This window comes from Exiguobacterium sp. QJM3NY_9 (assembly GCF_056173545.1).
Map to the genome: position 1 here is coordinate 750,374 of NZ_CM149679.1, position 20,536 is coordinate 770,909.

The 20,536-nt window shown below is 43.1% G+C and carries 23 protein-coding genes; 12 read left to right on the plus strand and 11 right to left on the minus strand.

All coding sequences use genetic code 11. The features are described from left to right. Nucleotides 1-42: 42 nt before the first annotated feature. The gene (locus AC0VYQ_RS03745; protein WP_029332810.1) at nt 43-963 is read left to right on the plus strand and encodes an HD domain-containing protein; all 921 of its coding nucleotides are present in this window, start codon (nt 43-45) and stop codon (nt 961-963) included. A gap of 22 nt (nt 964-985) precedes the next feature. Then, nucleotides 986-2,008: an NADPH dehydrogenase NamA gene (gene namA, locus AC0VYQ_RS03750; RefSeq protein ID WP_214767934.1), complete on the plus strand. Its 1,023-nt coding sequence runs from the start codon at nt 986-988 to the stop codon at nt 2,006-2,008. A gap of 161 nt (nt 2,009-2,169) precedes the next feature. Here namA and AC0VYQ_RS03755 read toward each other — a convergent pair whose 3' ends face one another. The 4 genes from AC0VYQ_RS03755 to AC0VYQ_RS03770 all read right to left on the minus strand — a co-directional run bounded on the left by AC0VYQ_RS03755 (nt 2,170) and on the right by AC0VYQ_RS03770 (nt 4,896). Further along, nucleotides 2,170-3,084 carry a peptidylprolyl isomerase gene (locus AC0VYQ_RS03755; RefSeq protein WP_475404277.1) on the minus strand — a complete coding sequence of 305 codons (915 nt, stop codon included), beginning with the start codon at nt 3,082-3,084 and terminating at the stop codon, nt 2,170-2,172. A gap of 263 nt (nt 3,085-3,347) precedes the next feature. Beyond that, the gene (locus tag AC0VYQ_RS03760) at nt 3,348-3,917 is read right to left on the minus strand and encodes an HTH-type transcriptional regulator Hpr (protein ID WP_029332813.1); all 570 of its coding nucleotides are present in this window, start codon (nt 3,915-3,917) and stop codon (nt 3,348-3,350) included. An 84-nt stretch (nt 3,918-4,001) separates the two neighbouring features. Then, on the minus strand, nt 4,002-4,343 hold the full coding sequence (locus tag AC0VYQ_RS03765; protein ID WP_029332814.1) for a hypothetical protein: 342 nt from the start codon (nt 4,341-4,343) through the stop codon (nt 4,002-4,004). Nucleotides 4,344-4,470: 127 nt separating this feature from the next. Beyond that, nucleotides 4,471-4,896 carry an HIT family protein gene (locus tag AC0VYQ_RS03770; RefSeq protein ID WP_214765547.1) on the minus strand — a complete coding sequence of 142 codons (426 nt, stop codon included), beginning with the start codon at nt 4,894-4,896 and terminating at the stop codon, nt 4,471-4,473. Between the two features lie 114 nt (nt 4,897-5,010). Between AC0VYQ_RS03770 and AC0VYQ_RS03775 the strand changes: the two genes are divergently transcribed. Then, nucleotides 5,011-6,087: a TcaA second domain-containing protein gene (locus AC0VYQ_RS03775; protein WP_475404278.1), complete on the plus strand. Its 1,077-nt coding sequence runs from the start codon at nt 5,011-5,013 to the stop codon at nt 6,085-6,087. Nucleotides 6,088-6,152: 65 nt separating this feature from the next. Here the strand turns inward: AC0VYQ_RS03775 and AC0VYQ_RS03780 are convergent, their stop codons facing one another. Genes AC0VYQ_RS03780 through AC0VYQ_RS03800 form a run of 5 tightly spaced genes read right to left on the minus strand, consistent with a single transcriptional unit; the run spans nt 6,153 to nt 7,590 of the window. Next, nucleotides 6,153-6,404, minus strand: coding sequence for a GlsB/YeaQ/YmgE family stress response membrane protein (locus tag AC0VYQ_RS03780; protein WP_475404279.1), 252 nt, complete (start codon nt 6,402-6,404; stop codon nt 6,153-6,155). A gap of 51 nt (nt 6,405-6,455) precedes the next feature. After that, the gene (locus AC0VYQ_RS03785; RefSeq protein ID WP_159172723.1) at nt 6,456-6,707 is read right to left on the minus strand and encodes a GlsB/YeaQ/YmgE family stress response membrane protein; all 252 of its coding nucleotides are present in this window, start codon (nt 6,705-6,707) and stop codon (nt 6,456-6,458) included. A gap of 42 nt (nt 6,708-6,749) precedes the next feature. Further along, nucleotides 6,750-7,001: a GlsB/YeaQ/YmgE family stress response membrane protein gene (locus tag AC0VYQ_RS03790; protein WP_475404280.1), complete on the minus strand. Its 252-nt coding sequence runs from the start codon at nt 6,999-7,001 to the stop codon at nt 6,750-6,752. Between the two features lie 44 nt (nt 7,002-7,045). Further along, nucleotides 7,046-7,297: a GlsB/YeaQ/YmgE family stress response membrane protein gene (locus tag AC0VYQ_RS03795; protein WP_159172722.1), complete on the minus strand. Its 252-nt coding sequence runs from the start codon at nt 7,295-7,297 to the stop codon at nt 7,046-7,048. Nucleotides 7,298-7,341: 44 nt separating this feature from the next. After that, entirely contained in the window at nt 7,342-7,590 is a 249-nt protein-coding gene (locus AC0VYQ_RS03800; RefSeq protein ID WP_088836460.1) for a GlsB/YeaQ/YmgE family stress response membrane protein, read from the minus strand. 338 nt (nt 7,591-7,928) lie between these two features. On the opposite strand from AC0VYQ_RS03800, the gene AC0VYQ_RS03805 reads away from it, so the two are divergent. Further along, a complete protein-coding gene (locus AC0VYQ_RS03805) occupies nt 7,929-8,663 on the plus strand; it encodes an ABC transporter ATP-binding protein (protein ID WP_088836461.1) in 735 nt (244 codons plus the stop codon). After that, on the plus strand, nt 8,660-9,796 hold the full coding sequence (locus tag AC0VYQ_RS03810; RefSeq protein ID WP_475404281.1) for an ABC transporter permease: 1,137 nt from the start codon (nt 8,660-8,662) through the stop codon (nt 9,794-9,796). Before AC0VYQ_RS03805 ends, AC0VYQ_RS03810 begins: the two co-directional genes overlap by 4 nt. Nucleotides 9,797-9,893: 97 nt before the next feature. On the opposite strand, the gene AC0VYQ_RS03815 is transcribed toward AC0VYQ_RS03810, so the two are convergent. Continuing rightward, nucleotides 9,894-11,189, minus strand: coding sequence for an ammonium transporter (locus AC0VYQ_RS03815; RefSeq protein ID WP_475404282.1), 1,296 nt, complete (start codon nt 11,187-11,189; stop codon nt 9,894-9,896). Between the two features lie 117 nt (nt 11,190-11,306). Here AC0VYQ_RS03815 and AC0VYQ_RS03820 point away from each other — a divergent pair, with 117 nt between their 5' ends. The 7 genes from AC0VYQ_RS03820 to mscL all read left to right on the plus strand — a co-directional run bounded on the left by AC0VYQ_RS03820 (nt 11,307) and on the right by mscL (nt 18,099). Next, a complete protein-coding gene (locus AC0VYQ_RS03820; RefSeq protein ID WP_088836463.1) occupies nt 11,307-11,609 on the plus strand; it encodes a MerR family transcriptional regulator in 303 nt (100 codons plus the stop codon). Nucleotides 11,610-11,752: 143 nt separating this feature from the next. Next, nucleotides 11,753-12,799, plus strand: coding sequence for a uroporphyrinogen decarboxylase (gene hemE / locus AC0VYQ_RS03825; protein WP_029332824.1), 1,047 nt, complete (start codon nt 11,753-11,755; stop codon nt 12,797-12,799). After that, nucleotides 12,796-13,728 carry a ferrochelatase gene (hemH, locus tag AC0VYQ_RS03830; RefSeq protein ID WP_029332825.1) on the plus strand — a complete coding sequence of 311 codons (933 nt, stop codon included), beginning with the start codon at nt 12,796-12,798 and terminating at the stop codon, nt 13,726-13,728. The genes hemE and hemH overlap by 4 nt, the downstream gene beginning before the upstream one ends. Next, nucleotides 13,718-15,124 (plus strand): protoporphyrinogen oxidase, encoded by a 1,407-nt coding sequence (hemG, locus tag AC0VYQ_RS03835; protein ID WP_029332826.1) that lies wholly within the window; start codon nt 13,718-13,720, stop codon nt 15,122-15,124. Before hemH ends, hemG begins: the two co-directional genes overlap by 11 nt. Nucleotides 15,125-15,235: 111 nt before the next feature. Then, nucleotides 15,236-16,699, plus strand: a complete 1,464-nt coding sequence (cls, locus tag AC0VYQ_RS03840) for a cardiolipin synthase (RefSeq protein ID WP_088836467.1) — start codon at nt 15,236-15,238, stop codon at nt 16,697-16,699. 116 nt (nt 16,700-16,815) lie between these two features. Next, on the plus strand, nt 16,816-17,700 hold the full coding sequence (locus AC0VYQ_RS03845) for a Cof-type HAD-IIB family hydrolase (protein WP_159172715.1): 885 nt from the start codon (nt 16,816-16,818) through the stop codon (nt 17,698-17,700). Nucleotides 17,701-17,712: 12 nt separating this feature from the next. Next, nucleotides 17,713-18,099, plus strand: a complete 387-nt coding sequence (mscL, locus tag AC0VYQ_RS03850; protein WP_029332829.1) for a large-conductance mechanosensitive channel protein MscL — start codon at nt 17,713-17,715, stop codon at nt 18,097-18,099. A 75-nt stretch (nt 18,100-18,174) separates the two neighbouring features. Here the strand turns inward: mscL and AC0VYQ_RS03855 are convergent, their stop codons facing one another. Continuing rightward, nucleotides 18,175-20,337 carry an ATP-dependent helicase gene (locus tag AC0VYQ_RS03855; RefSeq protein WP_088836468.1) on the minus strand — a complete coding sequence of 721 codons (2,163 nt, stop codon included), beginning with the start codon at nt 20,335-20,337 and terminating at the stop codon, nt 18,175-18,177. Between the last annotated feature and the right edge of the window lie 199 nt (nt 20,338-20,536).

The window sequence follows — 20,536 nt, forward strand, 5'->3', positions numbered from 1 at the left end:
TAAAGATACGATTAACTTCTAAAATAAAGGACGTGTTGTGAAATGAAAGGTATTGGACAACTGGCAGTTGGAGAAATGCTTGATCAACGTGTGATGATTAAGCAGTCGATGAAAGGCATCGCGGCGAACGGAAAACCATATCTCACATTGATTTTAGCAGATAAGACAGGTGAAATTGAGACGAAGATGTGGGATACGAGTGATGTCGAAAAGTATGCACCTAAGTTCATCGTCCATGCGGCAGGTGAAGTGATGGATTATCGCGGCCGGACACAGTTGAAACTAAAACAAATTACGGTACTCGATGAGACCAATGTTGAAGAGTACATTCAGGCAGCACCGCTCCCGCGGGAACAAATCGAAACAGAAGTACTCCAGTACATCGAGTCGATTCAACAAGCGGATATGAAAAAAATCGTCAAACACCTTGTCACTAAAAACTTTAATGCCTACTTTACGCATCCGGCGGCTGTTAAGAACCACCATGCGTTTTATTCAGGGTTATCGTACCACGTACTGTCGATGCTGAAGCTTGCCGATCAAATCGCGAAGCTCTATCCGACATTGAATCGCGATCTACTCGTAGCAGGTGTCGTGTTACATGATTATGCAAAAATAAAAGAGTTATCAGATCCTGTCACGCCAGAGTATACGCTTCCTGGAAAACTTGTCGGTCATATTTCATTAATGGTCGCAGAACTTGAAAAAGTCGGAGCAGAACTCGAGATTGATGCTGAAGTGTTGACGGTCTTACAACATCTAGTGCTCAGTCATCACGGTCGTCCTGAGTGGGGATCGGCAGTAGCACCTCAAATGCGCGAAGCAGAAGTGTTGTTCTTAATTGATAACTTGGATGCACGAATGACGATGATGGATCGTCTTCTTGAATACGTGGAACCAGGACAATTCTCTGAACGTTCGTTTGCACTCGATAACCGTTCGTTTTATCGACCAAAATTATAATCAGCGGTAGGGGGAGAATAAAATGAAGGCAAAATTATTCGAAGCAATCGAAATTGGGAATGTGACGTTTCGTAATCGTGTCATCATGGCACCGATGTGTATGTATAGCGCGAAAGAAGACGGTAAGGTGACGGATTGGCACGTGACACATTACGCGTCCCGAGCAGTAGGGGGTGTCGGAGGTGTCATGTTAGAAGCGACAGCTGTGACACCTGACGGACGGATTTCAGCAGGCGATTTAGGAATTTGGTCAGATTCGCAAATTGAAGGCTTACGACGGATTGCGGAGCAAGTACAAGCAGCAGGGGCGAAAGCTGGCGTACAACTAGCACATGCGGGACGGAAAAGTACGACAGCACGTCCTCCTGTCGCACCGAGTCCGATTGCCTTTGATGATTCATATGGAAGTCCAGCCGAGTTATCTATAGAAGACATTAAAAAAATTCAGCAACAATTTATCGATGCAGCATTACGCGTTGAACAAGCAGGGTACGATTTCATTGAATTACATGGGGCACATGGCTATCTAATCAATACATTTTTATCACCGTTATCAAATGAGCGAAACGATCAGTATGGCGGATCGCTTGAAAACCGGATGCGTTTCTTACTTGAAATCATCGAAGGTATTCAAGCAAAATCGGATATCTCACTCTGGGTCCGGATTTCAGCAGCTGATCACGCACCGGGTGGGATGACAGCGACGGACTATATTCCACTCGCGCAAGCATTAGTAGAACGAGGTATCGATTTACTCGATTGTAGCTCCGGTGCCGTCGTCGCTAATGCAGTTCCAGACGTATACCCTGGTTATCAAGTTCCCTATGCTGCAGAGCTCAAGCAAGCGACAGGAATCAAGACAGGGGCAGTTGGATTAATTACGACAGCAACGATGGCAGAAGAGATTTTACGGAGTCAACGTGCTGATGTCGTATTACTCGCACGTGAACTCTTACGGCAACCGTACTGGGTTCATCATGCAGCGGCAGAACTCCATGATGAGGTCATCCTTCCGAAGCAATACGAACGTGCGCCCATTCGTTGATCAAAAAAGAACGGACTTAAAAAGGAATCACGCTTTCGCACATGCGCTTTTTTCAGGCGGGGGAGTTGCTTCATCTACGCACTTGGCCGCCGTGTTCAGAAAATATGTATAGAAAACGCCGATGACTCCGTATAGAAAACGGAATCATCGGCGTTTTTTGATTACTGCTGTTGTTGCATCATTTGTTGCTGCATTTGTTCTTGTTCTTGTTTATCGAGATCAAATGCGTCTTTAAAGTCTTTATTTTCGACTTTGACATCGTACTCTTTAATCAATGCACGATAGATATCGTTCGGATTGACTTGTGCTGCTTTTTCTTCAGCAAGTTCTTTTTTGATCCGGTCTTTTTCTTTTTCAAGTGTGAAATCTTTTTTCTCTTTACGATCCGTTACCTTGATGATGTGGTAACCGAATTGCGTTTTGATTGGATCAGAGATTTTACCTTCAACGCCATCTTTGAAGGCATACGTTTCGAATTCCTCGACCATTTTACCTTTTGTGAAGTAACCGAGGTCTCCACCTTTCGTAGCGCTACCTGTATCTGTCGATTTCTCTTTGGCGATTTTTGCGAAGTCTCCACCGTCATCTAACTCTTTTTTGATTGCTTTTGCTTCTGATTCTTTTTCGACAAGAATGTGGCTTGCTTTTACTTCAACTTTTTCTTGATCGAAACGTTCTTCAATTTCTTTATCTGTTACTTTAGATTTTGCAGATTTTGCTTCTGTTAAGAGCATTTGTGTGCGAAGAACTTTTTCGAATTCTTTTTCACTTTTAATACCGGCTGTTTCCAATGTAGAGTTGAATTGCTCTTCATCCGGGAATTGGTCTTTTGTTTTTTTGACTTCTGCCTCTACTTCTTTATCCGTTACTTTCTTGCCATATTCTTTTTCAAGAAGCTCGTTCATTGTTTGTTGGAAAGCGATTTGTGCACCCGCTTTTTCATAGGCCTCTTCTTGGACATCAGCCTTGTTCACTTCGCCACCTTTATAGTTGATGACGGCTTCATCATTTGACCCACACGCTGCTAGTGTGAAAACACTTGCGACTGCTGCTGCACTTAAAAATTTCTTCTTCATACATACACCCCTAATTTACCATTTATTTCAACCGTTCTATCATATCATATCCTGGCTAGGTTGACAGCTGCACACCTTTTCAAAAGATGTTTGCTCCTTTCTATGCTATCACATACACGATCCGCGTTGATGACTATTTTTATGGGAAATTGTGAAGGGAATTCTGTCTTTGACACAGACTAGTAATGTGACCGTCACTCCACAAAACAGACGAAAAGCGTTCTAGGCAGAGGCTAGAACGCCTGATTTTTAAAAGCATCGAGTTATGCCTTTTTGATTGAATCGATGACAGGGTCTTGCGGGCGACGATCAGCTTCTTCTGTAATCATTTTCGACGTTTCAGCGAAGATATCCATGAAGCTGTCTCCGTATAAACGACGAACGATCGCAGAGATGTCCGTCAGCTCAGGAAACTTCCCGTATAATTCTTGAAGCGGGAGTGAGGCACGGAAGACACCATTCTCTTCCGGGCGGAACGCTTGAATGGTTTCAAGTAATAACGTTTCGCCGGCTGGTGTAAGCTGGACGTACGTATTTCGTTTATCCGTCTCTTTCTTCGAGAATGTCAACAGACCACGGTCTTCTAATTTTTTAGAGAAGTTAAACGCCGTTGAAACGTGCATGACACCGTACTTCGCGATCTCAGAAATCGAAGCACCACCTAAAGCATGTGAAATCCAGAGGATATGATGCTCATTGATGTTTAAATCAAAGGGCTTAATCCAATTTTGCCAATCTTTTTCTACCGTTTTCCATAGTGCTTTGCTCAGCTGGACAATTTTATGACTGTATAACAGTGCTTCTTGTCCAGGATATAATTTTTCATGTTCCATATCTGACTCATCCTTTCGAAAGGTGACGATGGCTAAAAAACGCAAAATGCAAACTATACAAAAAACAAATCGAAGCAATGGACCTTACTTTTGAGGAGAGAGGTGATCCGCATCTTGTTTCGCCTCATCAGCTAATTCTTGGATACGCGAAATGGATTCTTGAATCTCGGCTTGATACACAGAGACATCTTTCGTAACTTCATCTTTGAAGGTTGTACCGGAAATTTTAGCTGTCTCTATTAAGTTCTTGCCCTCCTGTGTTAAATCCTGCACGTTCGTTACGATTGTAGAATAAGAATTTCGACGTTGTTTACCATTCGAAGAGTCACTTTTAGTACCTTGGCGAAGCGCCTTCAAACCGTAAAAAGTCACAAGCGACAGCGTAGCACCAAAAGCGACCCAGTTACGTTGGGGACGCTTCGACATAGTTTACCTCCTTCTTTAATATTAAAATATTTGTTTCATATTATTTTACCGAAAATCCGATATTGGAAACCTATTTTGACAATATTTCTAAAAAAGGGTGTATGGAATAATGCATTCGAAGGTCTTTTTACAGGTGAGTCGAGATTGAATTTGCTAAAATGGCAAGCTCTTCAGCCGTGTAGTCTTCATTATGAACTTCCCATTTTGCGCCAAAACCATCATGTTTATCATGCCGTGGGATTAAATGAATATGAAAGTGTGATACGGACTGTCCAGCGACCTTGCCCGTGTTCGATAGAATGTTGATGCCAGCAGCTTGTGTTTCCTTTTGTAAGGCACGACTAATTTCCGGAACTACGGCAAAGACTGATTGAGCATCTTCGACCGATAAATCGTATACGTGATCTGCATGTTGTTTTGGAATGATTAATGTATGACCTTTTGTAACTTGAGAAAGATCGAGGAATGCAAGAACCTCATCATTTTCAAACACTTTATGGCTAGGTACTTCGTGCTTAGCAATTTTGCAGAAAATACAGTTATCTTTTTGCATAGGGATTACTCCTTTTATAAAAATAGAATTATCTCCATCTTAAGTGTGATTGACAACGTAATCAAACGTTTTTACACTTAGATACACAAGATTAAAGAAAGTAGGGAACTCACGATGCCGTCTCGTATGACGTTACATGAACGAAGGAAAAAACGAAATCAGCGTTTGCTCATCATCGGAATCGTTCTCCTCTTAGTTGCAGGGGGAGTCTGGGGGTACGTAAGCCAAATCAAGCCGGCTGCTGAGCGAGAGCGTACAGAAGCTGTTTTTGTGAAAGCCGTGAACGATCAGGACCGGGCTGCGTTCCAAAAACTCGTCTATGAAGACGATCAGGTTGTATCGATTGCGGAAGCAACTCGTTTGATGAAATGGTTTCAGGCAGAGGACGGACGTCTCAGCCGAGCAGCGGCGGAGATTAAAGCCGATCAGCAAAACTACCCTGAACTTACAGCAGAGAAAAATGAACAGGATTTGTTCGAGCTAAAAAAAACAGCAGGGCGCTTTTGGTATGACGAATATGTGCTTCATCTAAATAAACAGCTACTTCAAGTAACGAGTGATGTACCAGAGACGACCGTCTTCATAGATGATGAAGAAGTAGGCGTCCAGGAGGATGAGCCGTTGAAAATCAAACGTTTCCCGGGTGAGTACGATGTACTTGCAAGTGTCGAAGCCAATGGTAAGACAGGACGAGACCGTCAAACCGTTCAACTGGGAGACGAAAAAACAACGGAAGTAACGTTTAAGTTAGCGAAGCAAATCAAACCAGACGTCACGGAGCAGTATGGATTAGACATCGAAAAATTGTTAGAAACTGAAGTCGAGGCACGAACAGGCAAGTCGATCGATACGATGACGACTTATCTAGGAGGCGACCGTACGTCGTTCGAAAAAGAATTTGGTCCTCCAGTATCACCTCCAGCATCAAATGTAGCAAATCGTGCAGTGTACGACGGTTTTGAAGTGACGTATGCAAACAATGATGTAAAAAGCATCATGATTGATTTAAATAAGACGCCGTCTGAGCTTGAAGCAGTCGCCGGTAAACCGGAATCGAAAAGTAATGAATCGATCGGGACCGTCTGGGAGTACCCGACGAGCTTCTTTGAAGATATACTAGGGTGGCTTAACTTACGGTCAGAAAAAAGAGTAATCGAGCATTCGGATAAAATGTGGTTAGAATTGCGCTGATGGTACAAAAAAAGCACTGGTAACGACTTTGAGAACTTCGAGTCTGTTACCGGTGCTTTCATTTATTATTTTTTGTTCACTGCACGAAGAATGAACGAAACGATTAGAATCAAGATGATTGCTCCGAGTAATGCTGGAATGACGGCGAATCCTCCAAAATCAGGTCCCCAACTACCGAAGAGAGCTTGACCGATCATGGCCCCGACGAAACCTGCGATGATGTTACCGATGATACCACCGGGAACGTCTTTACCAAGAATAAGACTTGCCAACCAACCAATGATACCACCGACGATTAAAGCCCATAAGAATCCCATTTAAAACACTCCTTTTTTAGTTTGAATAAGGTCTCAAGTAATTAGTTTTTATTACCGTTTACGAACTGAACGAAGAACGAGTGATACGATGAAGATTAAGATGATTGCACCGATGATTGCAGGAATGACTGCGAAACCGCCGATGTCAGGTCCCATGTCTCCAAAGATGGCTTGTCCGATCATTGAACCGATGAAACCAGCGACGATGTTACCGATGATGCCGCCAGGAACGTCTTTCCCGATAATTAAACTCGCTACCCAACCAATTAAACCGCCGACGATTAAAGCCCATAAGAATCCCATTAAAATACACTCCTCTGAATTAGTAGTTGTAGTTACTGTTACTTATTTTTTGTTTACTGAACGAAGAATCAACGATACGATGAAGATTAAGATGATTGCACCGATGATTGCAGGAATAATTGCGAATCCGCCGATGTCAGGTCCCATGTCCCCGAAGATGGCTTGTCCGATCATTGAACCGATGAAACCTGCGACGATGTTACCGATGATGCCACCAGGAACGTCTTTCCCGATGATTAAGCTCGCTACCCAACCAATCAAACCGCCAACGATTAAAGCCCATAAAAATCCCATTAAAAACACTCCTTTGAATTACTAGTTTTAGTGGTTACTGCTACTTACTTTTTATTTACTGAACGAAGAACGAGTGACACGATGAAGATTAAGATAATTGCACCAATGATTGCAGGAATTACCGCGAAACCGCCGATGTCAGGTCCCATGTCCCCGAAGATGGCTTGTCCGATCATTGAACCGATGAAACCTGCGATGATGTTACCGATGATGCCGCCAGGAACGTCTTTCCCGATGATTAAGCTCGCTACCCAACCAATTAAACCGCCGACGATTAAAGCCCATAAAAATCCCATTTAAAAACACTCCTCTAATTTAAATTGTTATTCGATGATAATGATTACTTGCGAATGGCACGAAGAATCAATGACACGATGAAGATTAAGATGATTGCACCTAAGATTGCAGGAATGATTGCGAACCCGGCAAGATCAGGTCCCATTGAACCGAAGATTGACTGTCCGATGATTGCGCCGATGAAACCAGCGATGATGTTACCGATGATGCCACCAGGAACGTCTTTCCCGATGATTAAACTTGCTACCCAACCGATTAGTCCACCAACGATTAAAGCCCATAAGAATCCCATTTGAAACACTCCTTTTCATACTTAGATTTACCTGTTTTCAGGTTGTTATAAACACTTTGAAAATGAATGACTCATAAACGTAATTTTTGATGAGAAGTAAAACAATACAAGTAGATAAGATAGCTAGACGATTAGACCAGTTACTTCTCTATAAAACGTTTGATGTGACATACACTTTCAATTTTTGTAAATCGTTTTTCATATATTGATGTAACGATTACACTTAGAGTAATTGCCGTAATAAGATGTATTGAAACCTTTTCTTTTAAAAAAAATCATCAACAGTAGAAAAACAAGGATGAATTGTCTAGGATAGTTAATGAGAGGAGTGGCTAGATTTGTTATTAGAAATTAAAGATCTTTCAGGTGGATATGGATCGAAAACAGTGTTGCATCATATTGATATAGCAGTAAAGCAAGGGGAGTTAGTTGGACTGATTGGATTGAATGGTGCCGGGAAATCGACGACGATTAAGCACATATTAGGATTGTTACCCATTAAGTCAGGTGAAATCTTGATTAACGGTGTCAGTCTGTCAGCTGATGAACAAACGTACCGGAAACAAGTGGCATACATCCCGGAACAGCCGATGTTATACGAACAGTTGACTCTTCGAGAGCACCTTCGCTTAATGGCGCAAGGGTATGATGTCGATGAGAAAACAGCACAAGAACGAATCGAACATTACACAGAGCGATTGCGGATGACGAAACAGCTGGAATGGTTTCCAAGTGTATTTTCTAAAGGAATGAAACAAAAGGCGATGATTCTCTGTGCTTTAATCACAGGCAGTGAGTTATTGATTGTTGACGAACCGTTTGTTGGTCTCGATCCACTAGCGATCCGGGAATTGTTGAATATTTTTAGTGAATTAAAAACCGATGGAAAAGGTATTTTAATGTCCACACATATTTTAGAGACTGCGGAGCGGCATTGTAATCGATTTATTCTCCTTCACGATGGACATATCGCAGCAGAGGGGACGACCGAGGAATTGCGGAAACGTTTTGATTTAACGGATAGTTCGCTTGATGACATTTATGTAGCTGCCATTGAGGAGGCAGAAGGATGACGAGTGCTACCTTATGGCGAGAACGCTATCAAGCTGCGATGTCGGAAATGACCAAGTACACGAAGTACATGGCGAACGGTGGGTTGTTATTTACGGTCTACTTCGTCGTATTGTATGCTCTCGTCGTCTATGGGCGGTTTCTGAATCAAATCAATGGCGACTTTCCTGGAAATCTGCTGATGGGCGGTTTATTCATTATCATCGCCTTTTATCGGACGGCACGAACGTTCTTAGTCGAGGCTGACCAAGTATTTTTATTGCCGAACTTGCCGCAACTTAGTTCTTATATGAAGCGGGTCCGACTGTACAATGCTTTTTTAGGAATGGTTCGAGTTGTCATTCCGTTTTTAGCAATCGCTGTCCTTTATGTAAGAACGGAATCAACGAGTCCGCTTGAGATGATCGTATTATTTTTCGCTCTCGCGATGATTGGTGCGAGCGCGAACCTATCGAAACTAGAAGCGATTCCGCACCGGCTTGTCGTTTTGTATGCAGTGGGCGCAGGGATTTTAGTGATGATTGATATGCCGCTTTTCAGTATAGTGATTACGAGCTTACTGCTCGTCACGCTGCACTTAAAAAAATATCAGCAGTTACCGCTGATGGAATGGATTGCAATCGAGCAGGAGTCGCGTGATCGTTTCTACCGGATTGCGAACTGGTTCGTTGATGTTCCACGCTTATCGAAGACGTATAAACAACGCCGTATCTTAAGCCAACTCGTCGAAAAAATTCAATTTGATAAAAAACAAACGTTCGACTACCTTTACATGAAGCAACTCATTCGTAGCACAGACGGAATTGGATTGATTGTTCGGCTCACATTGATTGGAGCAGTCTTCATCTGGCTCGGAAAAGATAATCCGTGGCTTGTCACGTTTGCAATTCCTGCCTTCAGTGGTTTGACGAGTTTTCAATTAGCACCATTTACACGTGCAATCGATTCGCATTTGTTAACGCGCTTGTTACCTTTTGGAGATGCGGATAGATCTCGTAAAAAAGTCATCCGGGTCGCGTCAATCCTTCAGATTATCGCATTAGCATTAATCGCTATATTAATGAACGGGCAGCCTATCGTCTTGGTTGGGGCAATCATCGCCATTGCCGTTAGTGAAATGTATCTCAGAAAATGAAATGTAATGTAATGTATGACAGACTAACCCCCGATTTCTCGTTCCTAAGTAGGTACGAGAAATCGGGGGTTAGTTTCTTGTTTAAGAAAACGAGAGGTTAATTCACTTTTTCAGAAGTTTCAGCATCATACGTTGCTTTTAGTTCTTTACTGATTGGAGCGGGGAGGTCATATGAAGCTTGTCCGTGTTCAGCGACATCAAGTCCGCGGAGTTCATCTTCTCGCGTGATCCGAAGGCCGATCGTTACATCGAGGAGTTTGAGGAAAGCATAACTTAAGACACTGACGACGATGACAGCGAAGACAACACCGAGTGTTTGGACACCGAGTTGACTAAAGCCACCCCCGTAGAATAAACCAGCTTGTCCAATCCCTGTGATTTCAACGAGGCGTGGTGAGGCGAAGAACCCGGTAGCAAGTGTTCCCCAAATCCCGGCGACACCGTGAACAGAGAAGGCGCATAATGGATCATCGACACGGCGCGCGAGTAAAATGCTTGTTCCGTACGTGATGATACCTGCGAGGAAACCAATTACAACTGCACCCCACGGTTCAACGAATGCACAGGCTGCAGTAATCGCGACGAGTGCTGCGAGTACGCCGTTGATGATCGAAGGAATGTCTGCCACGCGACGATGCCAGAAAGAAATAGCGAGTGCGCCGAGTGCGCCGGCAGCTGTCGCAAGTAACGTCGTCAAGGCGACATAACTGAAGAACCCGTCGGCAATCGTCAAGGTCGATCCAGCGTTGAAGCCGAACCAGCATAACCAAAGAATGAAGGCGCCGACGACAGAATAGATGACGTTGTGACCAAGGAGCGGCGTTTTTTCAGCGCCAATCCGCTTTTTCAAAATTAACGCGGCGACGAGAGCGGCGATTCCACCTTGTAAGTGGACGACGGTCGAACCGGCGAAGTCTTGCATACCGAGTGAACCGAGGAAACCACCTGCCCAAACGGAGCGAGCGATGATTGGATAAATGATGGCGACGAAGAATGTTCCGAACAGCAGATAAACAGATAGTTTAGCTCGTTCAGCAAACCCGCCCCAGGCAATCGCTAAGGAAACAGCGACGAATGAGAGTTGGAAGAGGAACTTAACATCGATTGTAACATTTGACCAGTCGAGACTTGAGAACCCTCCTTGTAAGAAGAATCCTTCCGTTCCAATTAGACCAGGTCCGTCTCCGAACGTCAGTCCAAACCCAATCGCCCAAAAAGCTAACGCGGCGACGGAAAAACTAATGAGCTGTTTGACGGCGACGTGCCCTGCATTTTTGGCGCGTAACATTCCCGTCTCAAGTAATAGGAAACCGATTTGCATCGTAAAGACGAGTAGCGTAGCGAATAAGACATAAAACGTATCAACTGAAATGATCATTTCTTCAAGATTCATCGTCGTTCCTCCTTTATCAATTTAAAGTATGTGTTTACTTTAAACGGAAATTGTTTTTAAGGAACGACTTGTGTCAGAAAATCTGACATGGTATTTTTATCAAAAGGAGTGACGAAGATGAGTTACCGTGAAAAGAAAGTGATGTCGATCGGGATTGTCTGTGAATTGACAGGGTTATCGGAACGTCAGATTCGTTACTATGAAGAGCGGAAACTTATTTTCCCGGAGCGTACGAACGGGAAAACACGAAAATATTCATTTACAGATATTGAACGACTAGTTGAAGTTGCAGAAAAAATCGAAGATGGTTGGCGGACGCATGAAATCCGTGAAAAAGAGCGGAAAGTAACGGAGCAGCAACGAACTGATTTAATTCGGGGACAATTGAATGCTGCGTTTGGTCTTTACAAGAAACGGTGAACATTTAATGAACTGGATAAGGAACTGTAATTTTGTAACCGATTTATTGGCACAGACTTCTTCATTTCAGATATAATGTTTTTGTGTTCACAAACTTATCGTACGTTATTTTGGGGCGTTAGTAAGAGTATAAAGGGGTAGTTATGATGAAAAACTTCAATGATACGTTTTTACGGGCGGTCCGTGGCGAACAAGTGGGCCACGTACCTGTCTGGTACATGCGACAAGCAGGTCGTTATCAAGCGGAATATCGTGAAATTAAAAAGACGCGTACGCTGTTCGAAATCACACATGATCCAGAACTATGCGCATACGTCACTGAATTGCCGGTTAAACAACTTGGTGTTGACGCAGCGATTCTGTACAAAGACATCATGACGCCATTACCATCTATGGGTGTTGATGTTGAAATTAAAAGTGGCATCGGTCCGGTCATCGCGAATCCGATTCGAACGATGGAAGATGTACAGGCGCTACAACCGTTTAAAAAAGAAGATATTCCATATATCTTCGAGACCATCAAGTTATTACGGGAACGATTAGAAGTACCATTGATTGGGTTTTCAGGCGCACCGTTTACACTTGCGAGCTATATGATTGAAGGTGGACCTTCAAAAGGCTACCATAAAACGAAAGCATTGATGTATGGACATCCGGATGTATGGCATGCATTAATGGAGAAACTCGGAGACATGGTGATTGACTACATTAAAGCTCAAGTTGATGCGGGCATTCAAGCGTTTCAGATTTTTGATTCATGGGTCGGAACGACAAGTCAGAAAGATTATGTCCTCTACATCAAACCGACAATGGAACGGATTTTCACGGAATTAAAAGAAACAGGCGTTCCGATGATTATGTTTGGTGTCGGTGCAAGTCACTTAGCAGAAGAGTGGCATGATTTACCGCTCGACGTCGTTGGACTTGATTGGCGTCTATCGATCGACGAAGCACGCGAACGTGGGTTGACAAAAACGTTGCAAGGAAACCTTGATCCCTCTTATTTACTTGCACCATGGGAAATCTTAGAAGCGAAAGCAACAGAGATTCTTGACATGGGAATGAAACGTCCTGGATTCATCTTTAATTTAGGACATGGAATCTTCCCGGAAGTCGATCCAGAAGTCTTAAAACGCTTGACTGCATTTATCCATGATTATTCGAAAGAAAAAATGGAGGTAGCAAAATGAAAACACTTGGATTACTCGTAATGGCATACGGAACACCGTATAAACCGGAAGATATCGAACGGTATTACACGCACATCCGTCGTGGGCGTAAACCGTCACCTGAAGCACTCGCTGAACTGACGGAGCGTTATGAAGCAATCGGTGGCGTCTCGCCACTTGCACAAGTCACGATTGACCAAGCAGAAGAGTTACATCGTCAATTGTCGGCAAAATACGCGGGCGAAATTGAGTTCAAACTCTACCTAGGTCTCAAGCATATCGAACCGTTTGTCGAAGATGCGGTCGAGCAAATGGCAAAAGACGGCATCACGGAAGCAGTAACGGTGGTTTTAGCACCACACTATTCGACATTCAGCATTCGTTCATACAATGGACGAGCAAAAGAAGTCGCAGACAAACACGGAATTCAGCTTGCTTCTGTCGAATCATGGTACCAAGAAGAAGCATTCATCAACTGGTGGGGACAAGCGATTCGTCAAACATTCGATGCCTTGCCTGTACCGGAAGAAAAAGCAGTCCTCGTCGTATCAGCGCATAGTCTTCCTGAGAAAATCATTGCGAACGGTGACCCGTATCCGGATCAATTGAAAGAAACAGCAGAGTTGATTGCAAAACGTGCTGGTGTCAAACATATGATCACGGGATGGCAATCCGCGGGACAAACGCCTGAACCTTGGCTCGGACCAGACGTTCAAGATTTAACGCGTGATGTGTATGAAGCAGAAGGGTATGAAGCATTCGTATACGTACCAGTCGGATTCGTCGCCGATCATTTAGAAGTTTTGTTTGATAATGATTACGAATGTAAAGTCGTATGTGACGAACTCGGTATCCACTATGCTCGACCAGGTATGCCAAATGCGGAGCCGGCTTTCATGGAGGCAGTCACGGAAGCCGTCGCAAAACAAGTTGGTAGCTATGTCAAGTAAACGTCTCGTTATCGTCGGCGGTGGTATTACTGGTCTTGCCGCTGCCTATTTCGCAGAACGTTTATTTCCTGATTTAAATATCACCGTCCTAGAAGCAGGTGAGCGACTTGGTGGTAAGGTCGCGACCTATCGAGAAGACGGCTTCATGATTGAGCGTGGTCCGGATTCTTACGTCGCGCGCAAACATATCTTGACCGATTTAATTGAAGCGGTTGGATTAGGCGATAAGTTGGTTCGAAACAACACGTCGCAAGCATTCATTTTAGATCCAGGTGGTCTCCATCCGATTCCGAAAGGGTCTGTAATGGGAATCCCGACCGATTTAAATTTATTTTCAGAGACGACGTTATTGACGGAAGCGGAAAAAGCGGAGGTTGCACGATTGTTGCTTCATCCTTCTGATCAATTGACGATTCCTGAAGAAGATATTCCGCTCGGTAGTTACTTGCGTCCTCGCCTCGGGGATGCGCTGGTCGAGAAGTTGATCGAACCGTTATTGTCGGGAATTTATGCTGGGAACATTGATCAAATGAGTACGTTCGCGACATATCCGCAGTTCGTTGCGAATGAGCAAAAAGCGGGATCGTTATTCGAAGGGATGCGTTTGATGCGTCCGACTGCTCAAGTTCAAGGGCAAACGAAACCAACGACAGGACAGTTCCTGTCACTTTCAACGGGGCTTGAATCGCTAGTCGAACGTTTAGAAGAAGTGCTTGAACGGACTGAAATTCGTCTGGAAACGCCTTTACTCGAAGTTGCGCGTGAAAATGAACGATATCGCTTAAAAACAGATCACGGTCCTGAGTATGCCGATTATGTACTCTTGACGATTCCTCATCCTCAAGTCGTCAGTTTACTTCCGGATGCCGATTTACGGGAACTTGAGCAGTTGAAGACCCATTCGACGGCGACGGTTACGCTGATTTTCGATGAACAAGCGACATTACCCATCGAAGGTACGGGTTTTGTCGTCAATCGACGTGCCCCGTATTCGATTACGGCATGTACGGCGATCGATCAAAAGTGGAGTCATTCTGCACCGGATCATACGGTTTTACGCGCTTTTGTCGGTCGTCCAGGTAATGATGCGCTCGTTCACGAGACGGATGATGTCATCAAGGAAACAGTATTAAAAGACTTAGAACAAATTTGTGGTCAAACGCTTGCACCGAGACAAGTCATCATCAGCCGGTTAGTTGATGGTTTACCAGCTTATACGGTTGGTCATGCAGGACGGATTCAAATTGTCCGTGACGAAGTCATGAGTAAGTATCCTGGTGTGTATTTAGCGGGATTGGCTTATGATGGCGTCGGTTTACCGGATTGTGTTGCCAGTGCGAAAACGATGGTCGAAGAAATCGCTATACAGCACGGACACGAACAATCGAACGCTTAAACTAACATGCCTGAAATTCAGTTACTACTGAATTTCAGGCATGTTTTTTGATGAACGGCAGAGGGACTAAAGAATGGATGCTGGGGAATAGAAAGGAGAGGAGGGATGGATATGATGGATGTACTTAGCACGTTTACAGTTGTCTTACTGTTTGGACTGGGAATCATGAATTTACTTGCAGTGTTGACGGTCATCTTCTTGGAACGGCGTGATATTGGTGCGACATGGGCCTGGATGCTCGTTCTCTATTTCATTCCGATCGTTGGATTTTTAATTTATTTATTTTTTGGACGCCTACTCAAGAAAAAGGATTTTTATCATGTTAAAGAAGAGGAGCGGTTGGAACAGTCACGACGTGTCGAGCTACAGATTGCAGAATTGAACCATTTGGGTGACCTTCGACGGACATATCCGTTGATCGAACGATACAATCAATTGATTCAAATGAATCTGAAATCAAACGGGTCATTACTCAGCCTGAAAAATGAAGTGACGATTCTATCAGATGGTGAACAAAAATTTAATCGAATGATGACAGACATCATGAATGCCAAACATGAAATCAATATCCAGTATTACATCATCCAAAAAGATTCCCTTGGCTTAGCATTGATTGACGCATTGACGAAGATGGCGCGTCAAGGAATCAAAGTCCGTTTATTGTATGATGCAGTAGGCTCTCGTGATTTGAAACGACAAGATTTTAAAGACTTACTTCATCATGGTGGAGAAGTGTTTGCGTTTTTTCCACCGACGTTTGGAGTCATTAATTTTCGAATGAACAACCGGAATCATCGTAAGTCTTGTATCGTCGATGGGCAGATTGGTTACATCGGAGGCTTTAATGTCGGAACGGAGTATTTTGGAATTGATGAGAAATTCGGCTATTGGCGTGATACACATTTTCGGCTAGAAGGTGAGGTCGTTCACGATCAATTGGATCGATTTATTTTGGATTGGAATCAAGCGAATGACATCTACACGGATAAAACGCTCTTTTATTATGGATCTCACGAAATCAATCAGCCGTTACCCATGCAAATTGTCACATCCGGACCAAATTCTGAGACAGAACATTTAAAAAATGTATTGATTAAAATGATTTCGCTCGCTAAGAAATCAGTAATGATTCAGTCGCCTTATTTCATACCAGATGCCAGTTACATGGATGCGTGTAAGATGGCGCTATTGTCTGGTGTCGATGTTCGAATCATGATTCCGAATAAACCGGATCACCCATTCGTTTACTGGGCGACGACAGCCGCAGCGGGAGAACTGATTGCCTATGGAGCGAAAATCTATACGTACGAACCAGGGTTTCTTCATGCAAAGACAATTGTAGTGGATGGTGAGATTGCTTCGGTCGGAACGACGAACATTGATGCCCGGAGTTTTCGATTGAACTTTGAAATGAACTCGATTGTATATGATCGAGCGACTGCGCTCGAGTTAGAACAATTATTTCTCGCTGATTGTGAAGTATCAAAGTTGTTAACTGCTGAAATATATGCAGAACGGTCGAGGCTGATTAAATTTAAAGAGAGCATTTCTAGATTGTTGTCTCCGATTTTGTAAGGAAGAAAAAGCAACGCTATGACTTTGGTCACGATTCGTTCGAAATAGGTTTGAGAAGGCAAAGAAAAAGAGAAATGGTATAGTGGGATTGAAAAAGATAAAGGAGAGTGGATGAAGTGGCAAAAGCAATCAAGTTATTGATTTCCGACATGGATGGTACGGTCTTATCGAGTAATCAAAAAATCGAACAGGAAACGATTGATGCGATTAAGGCGGCAAAGGAACAAGGCGTCGATTTTGCGATTGCAACAGGGCGGAACTACTTAAATGCGAAGGAATTAACGGATCAAGCAGGAATCGTTTGTCCAATCATTGCATCGAACGGTGCACGTGTCATGACGCGCGAGGGTGAACAACTGAGCGCAACGACGTTGACGGCTGAACAAGCGCAACAAATTTATAGTATCATCAGCCAATATGAAGTGTTTTTCGAGATGTTCTGTGATCAAGGTCTCGTAACAGCGCAAGGCGCAACAATCGATGCAGCGTATGACTCATTAAAAGATATGAGTCGTGAAAGTGACCGTGCGAAAGAAGTTCTCGACTTTTTCTATAAACGCTATTACGTCAATGAAGATGTAAAAATGATTGATGGGTTCCGTTCCTTCATCCGGAATCAGGCGGGACAAGTCTTTAAATTCATCTCATTCTCGTTCGATCAAGACTTAATGAATAAGATTTGGAAAGAAGTCGAAGAAAAAGTTGACGGCATTTATGTGACGTCGTCTGGTCACGATAATATCGAAGTCATGGCAGTCGGTGCCGATAAAGGAACAGCTGTCAAAACGTTAGCGAAGCACTTAGGTGTATCAATCGATGAGGTCGCAGTCATCGGTGACAACTTAAACGACGTTCCGATGTTCAAAGTCGCAGGTGTTGCGATTGCGATGGGGAATGGACATGAAGATGCAAAAGCGATTGCCGCTCACGTCACGAAAACAAACGATGAACATGGTGTCGGTCATGCAATCAGTCAACTTGCAGCCGGAACGTGGTCTTAACGGGAGGATAATATGTTTAAAGCGTTTAAAGAGTTTGCCTTTCGCGGAAATGTCGTTGATTTAGCGATTGGTGTCATCTTAGGGGCAGCATTTAGTAGTATCATCAAGGCGCTTGTCAACAGTATCTTCATGCCGTTGATTGGCATCGTGGTTGGTGGAGTAAATGTAAAAGGATTATCAGTGTCCGTCGGAAGTGCAGAATTATTGTATGGACAGTTTCTTCAAGCAACGATTGAATTCATCTTAATTGCCTTTGCGTTGTTTTTATTCGTCAAAGCTATCAATCGTTTTCGAAGTAAAGAAGAAGTTACGGAAGAAGTCCCGGAACCGACGACGGAAGAAAGACTGCTTACAGAAATTCGAGATGCACTCGTAAGTCGAAACGATGATCGTATTTAAGTAGAAAATTAAATCAAGAAAAAACCCGTCAGCTTTTCTACTCGTCGTAGCAGTAGAAAATGCAGCGGGTTTTTCTTATAAAATGGAAATGAGTTGATTCTCTGAACAAACTTGAAGGGAAAATTGTTTTTCGACACCTTGATCAAATTGAACATCGAGAACGTCTCCTGTTAAATGAAGAACAGTCCCTTCGCCAAATGATTTATGGGCAATCCGCATCTTTTCCTCGATTGGTAATAGTTCTACTGGAGGACGCATACTCGGTCGAACTTGTGCTTGCTGTTTTTGTCGTTTAGCGGCATCTGGATTCAGGATTTGTCGCACGTTGCCAACAAAAATCGATTCTTCGACGACTTTTGATTTGTAGCGATACGAAATCAAATGGAGTTCATGACGTGCTCGTGTCATGCCGACATAGAACAACCGAGCAGCCTCTTCCATTTCTTCGAGCTGACCATCTTTATAGGATTTGATATTATCTGATGATGGTAAAACGCCATTGATTAAATCAATCATGAAGACACGATTAAATTCGAGTCCTTTTGCACTATGGAACGTGGAAAGCGTGACTGCGTTTTGATGTTTATTGGACTTGGCATCACGCATCAGTTGCTCTAAGTGAACAATACGCTCCTTGAATGCGAGAGCGGTCGGTAAGTCACTGGCGACATTTTCAATCGTGTTCAACATCTCAAGTAAATAATCGATACTGAATCCAAGACTGTCACTCATCTTACGTAAGTTTTTTTCGTATCCGAGTTCATTACGAATCAAAGCAAGAGCAGCAGCCGGACGGGCAGTTTGAATCGAAGCGAAAACAGTTTTCATCGTTTTTAATTGTTTCTTTTGGTAAAACTTCATCTCGACATGTTGAAGTAACAAGTCAAACGCATGTTCACCATTACGTAATTCATAGAGGCGTTGCAACTGGACTTTAGAAATATAGCCGGCAAACTTCGTATGAATTTGTGCCAATACATCGATGTCGGAAGGATCCTGGGCGAATTCGATAAAATGTAAAATATCTTTTAGGACCCAGTGACTGAAGAATTTATGATCGACATCTTTAATGTAAAATGGAACATTTGCTAAATCGAGTGCATTCATGACATTGATTGACGATGCATTGTTCCGGTAAAGAATCGCGACTTCCTCAAAGTTCGTTTCCTGCCGCAACTGATTGATGACATATCGCGTTTGATCTTCATAAGAAGCAAGCTGTTCAATCGTAATCGGACGGACGGATGGATTTTCTGTGAACATTTTTTTCGGATGTCGTACTTTATTCCGTTGAATGAATTGATTCGCCGTTTCGACGATTTCTTTTGACGAACGATAATTTTGTTCCATATACAAAACCGTTGCATCCGGGTACGTGTCCTTGAAGTGGATAATCTTCGAAACATCGGCACCACGCCAGCTATATAAAGTTTGGTCATCATCAGCGACGACACAGAGATTGTTATGCGGAAGAGCCAATTTTTCAACGAGTTGATGCTGGACGAGAGAGGTATCCTGACTTTCATCCGTCAATATATATTCGAAACGTCGTTGATAGTTAGCTAACAAAGAAGCATCGTCAGCAAGAATTGTATTGGCATACGTCAACATGTCATCAAAATCCATCAAAGGATGTGAGGGATCGCGCAGTTTAAATTGTTCATATGCAAGATAGATTTCTGTGAAGTTTTTAATCGTTGTTTTTAATGTACGAATATCTTTTTCGACGAGGAGACGGTTTTTGACAAAAGAAATCATCCGTAACAACTCGTCCATTTGATCTTCTGTGATGACGCTACGGTTTATTTCCTGGAAAATACGACGTAATACCATTCGTTTATGCATCGGCTGATTCGCTGTCTTTTCCAAAGCACCTTCGATGATCGTATATTGTAACTGATTCAATGACGCATAATCGCGTACGACCTGAAAAGCGAAACTATGGATGGTGGAAAAGGACGCGGTCGTCCCAATAAGATGATGAAACCAACCGTGAAACCGTTCCGCCATTTCATGGGCTGCTGCTTTACTAAACGTCAAACCTAGAATCGCTCGTGGATTTACTTTCTTTTCTAAGATTAAATAAGCAATTTTAAAGTTTAAGGTAGTTGTCTTACCAGACCCGGGGGAAGCAAGTAACAGAAGCGGACCTTCATCATGCTCAATCGCAGCACGTTGGACGGGGTTCAACTTCGTACCAGTTTCAAGCTCCATTTTTTTAAAGAAATCATCGGACATGTCAATCTTCACCTCTAACATCTGTAAACTCGATTTTCTTTCCCTAGTTTAGCATTTCCGACATCATAATTGATTAAGGAAGTAAAAGAAGTGGAATAATATTAGAACGAAACAGAAATCTTGATATGAGAAAGAATGAGAAGTGACTTTGTTTTTCGGTGAGTTATGTATAGGATAAAACTTAAAATCAGTGTAAAAT

Bases quoted from the DNA above. Each gene is read 5' to 3' on its own strand.
- AC0VYQ_RS03855 (WP_088836468.1), bottom strand. From the start codon at position 20,337: ATGTCCGATGATTTCTTTAAAAAAATGGAGCTTGAAACTGGTACGAAG.
- hemE (WP_029332824.1), top strand. From the start codon at position 11,753: ATGATGAAAAACTTCAATGATACGTTTTTACGGGCGGTCCGTGGCGAA.
- AC0VYQ_RS03780 (WP_475404279.1), bottom strand. From the start codon at position 6,404: ATGGGATTCTTATGGGCTTTAATCGTCGGTGGTATCATTGGTTGGTTG.
- AC0VYQ_RS03795 (WP_159172722.1), bottom strand. From the start codon at position 7,297: ATGGGATTTTTATGGGCTTTAATCGTCGGCGGTTTAATTGGTTGGGTA.
- AC0VYQ_RS03755 (WP_475404277.1), bottom strand. From the start codon at position 3,084: ATGAAGAAGAAATTTTTAAGTGCAGCAGCAGTCGCAAGTGTTTTCACA.
- AC0VYQ_RS03745 (WP_029332810.1), top strand. From the start codon at position 43: ATGAAAGGTATTGGACAACTGGCAGTTGGAGAAATGCTTGATCAACGT.
- AC0VYQ_RS03765 (WP_029332814.1), bottom strand. From the start codon at position 4,343: ATGTCGAAGCGTCCCCAACGTAACTGGGTCGCTTTTGGTGCTACGCTG.
- AC0VYQ_RS03800 (WP_088836460.1), bottom strand. From the start codon at position 7,590: ATGGGATTCTTATGGGCTTTAATCGTTGGTGGACTAATCGGTTGGGTA.
- AC0VYQ_RS03785 (WP_159172723.1), bottom strand. From the start codon at position 6,707: ATGGGATTCTTATGGGCTTTAATCGTCGGCGGTTTAATTGGTTGGGTA.
- AC0VYQ_RS03790 (WP_475404280.1), bottom strand. From the start codon at position 7,001: ATGGGATTTTTATGGGCTTTAATCGTTGGCGGTTTGATTGGTTGGGTA.
- hemG (WP_029332826.1), top strand. From the start codon at position 13,718: ATGTCAAGTAAACGTCTCGTTATCGTCGGCGGTGGTATTACTGGTCTT.
- cls (WP_088836467.1), top strand. From the start codon at position 15,236: ATGATGGATGTACTTAGCACGTTTACAGTTGTCTTACTGTTTGGACTG.
- mscL (WP_029332829.1), top strand. From the start codon at position 17,713: ATGTTTAAAGCGTTTAAAGAGTTTGCCTTTCGCGGAAATGTCGTTGAT.
- AC0VYQ_RS03770 (WP_214765547.1), bottom strand. From the start codon at position 4,896: ATGCAAAAAGATAACTGTATTTTCTGCAAAATTGCTAAGCACGAAGTA.
- AC0VYQ_RS03810 (WP_475404281.1), top strand. From the start codon at position 8,660: ATGACGAGTGCTACCTTATGGCGAGAACGCTATCAAGCTGCGATGTCG.
- hemH (WP_029332825.1), top strand. From the start codon at position 12,796: ATGAAAACACTTGGATTACTCGTAATGGCATACGGAACACCGTATAAA.
- AC0VYQ_RS03760 (WP_029332813.1), bottom strand. From the start codon at position 3,917: ATGGAACATGAAAAATTATATCCTGGACAAGAAGCACTGTTATACAGT.
- namA (WP_214767934.1), top strand. From the start codon at position 986: ATGAAGGCAAAATTATTCGAAGCAATCGAAATTGGGAATGTGACGTTT.
- AC0VYQ_RS03820 (WP_088836463.1), top strand. From the start codon at position 11,307: ATGAGTTACCGTGAAAAGAAAGTGATGTCGATCGGGATTGTCTGTGAA.
- AC0VYQ_RS03775 (WP_475404278.1), top strand. From the start codon at position 5,011: ATGCCGTCTCGTATGACGTTACATGAACGAAGGAAAAAACGAAATCAG.
- AC0VYQ_RS03815 (WP_475404282.1), bottom strand. From the start codon at position 11,189: ATGAATCTTGAAGAAATGATCATTTCAGTTGATACGTTTTATGTCTTA.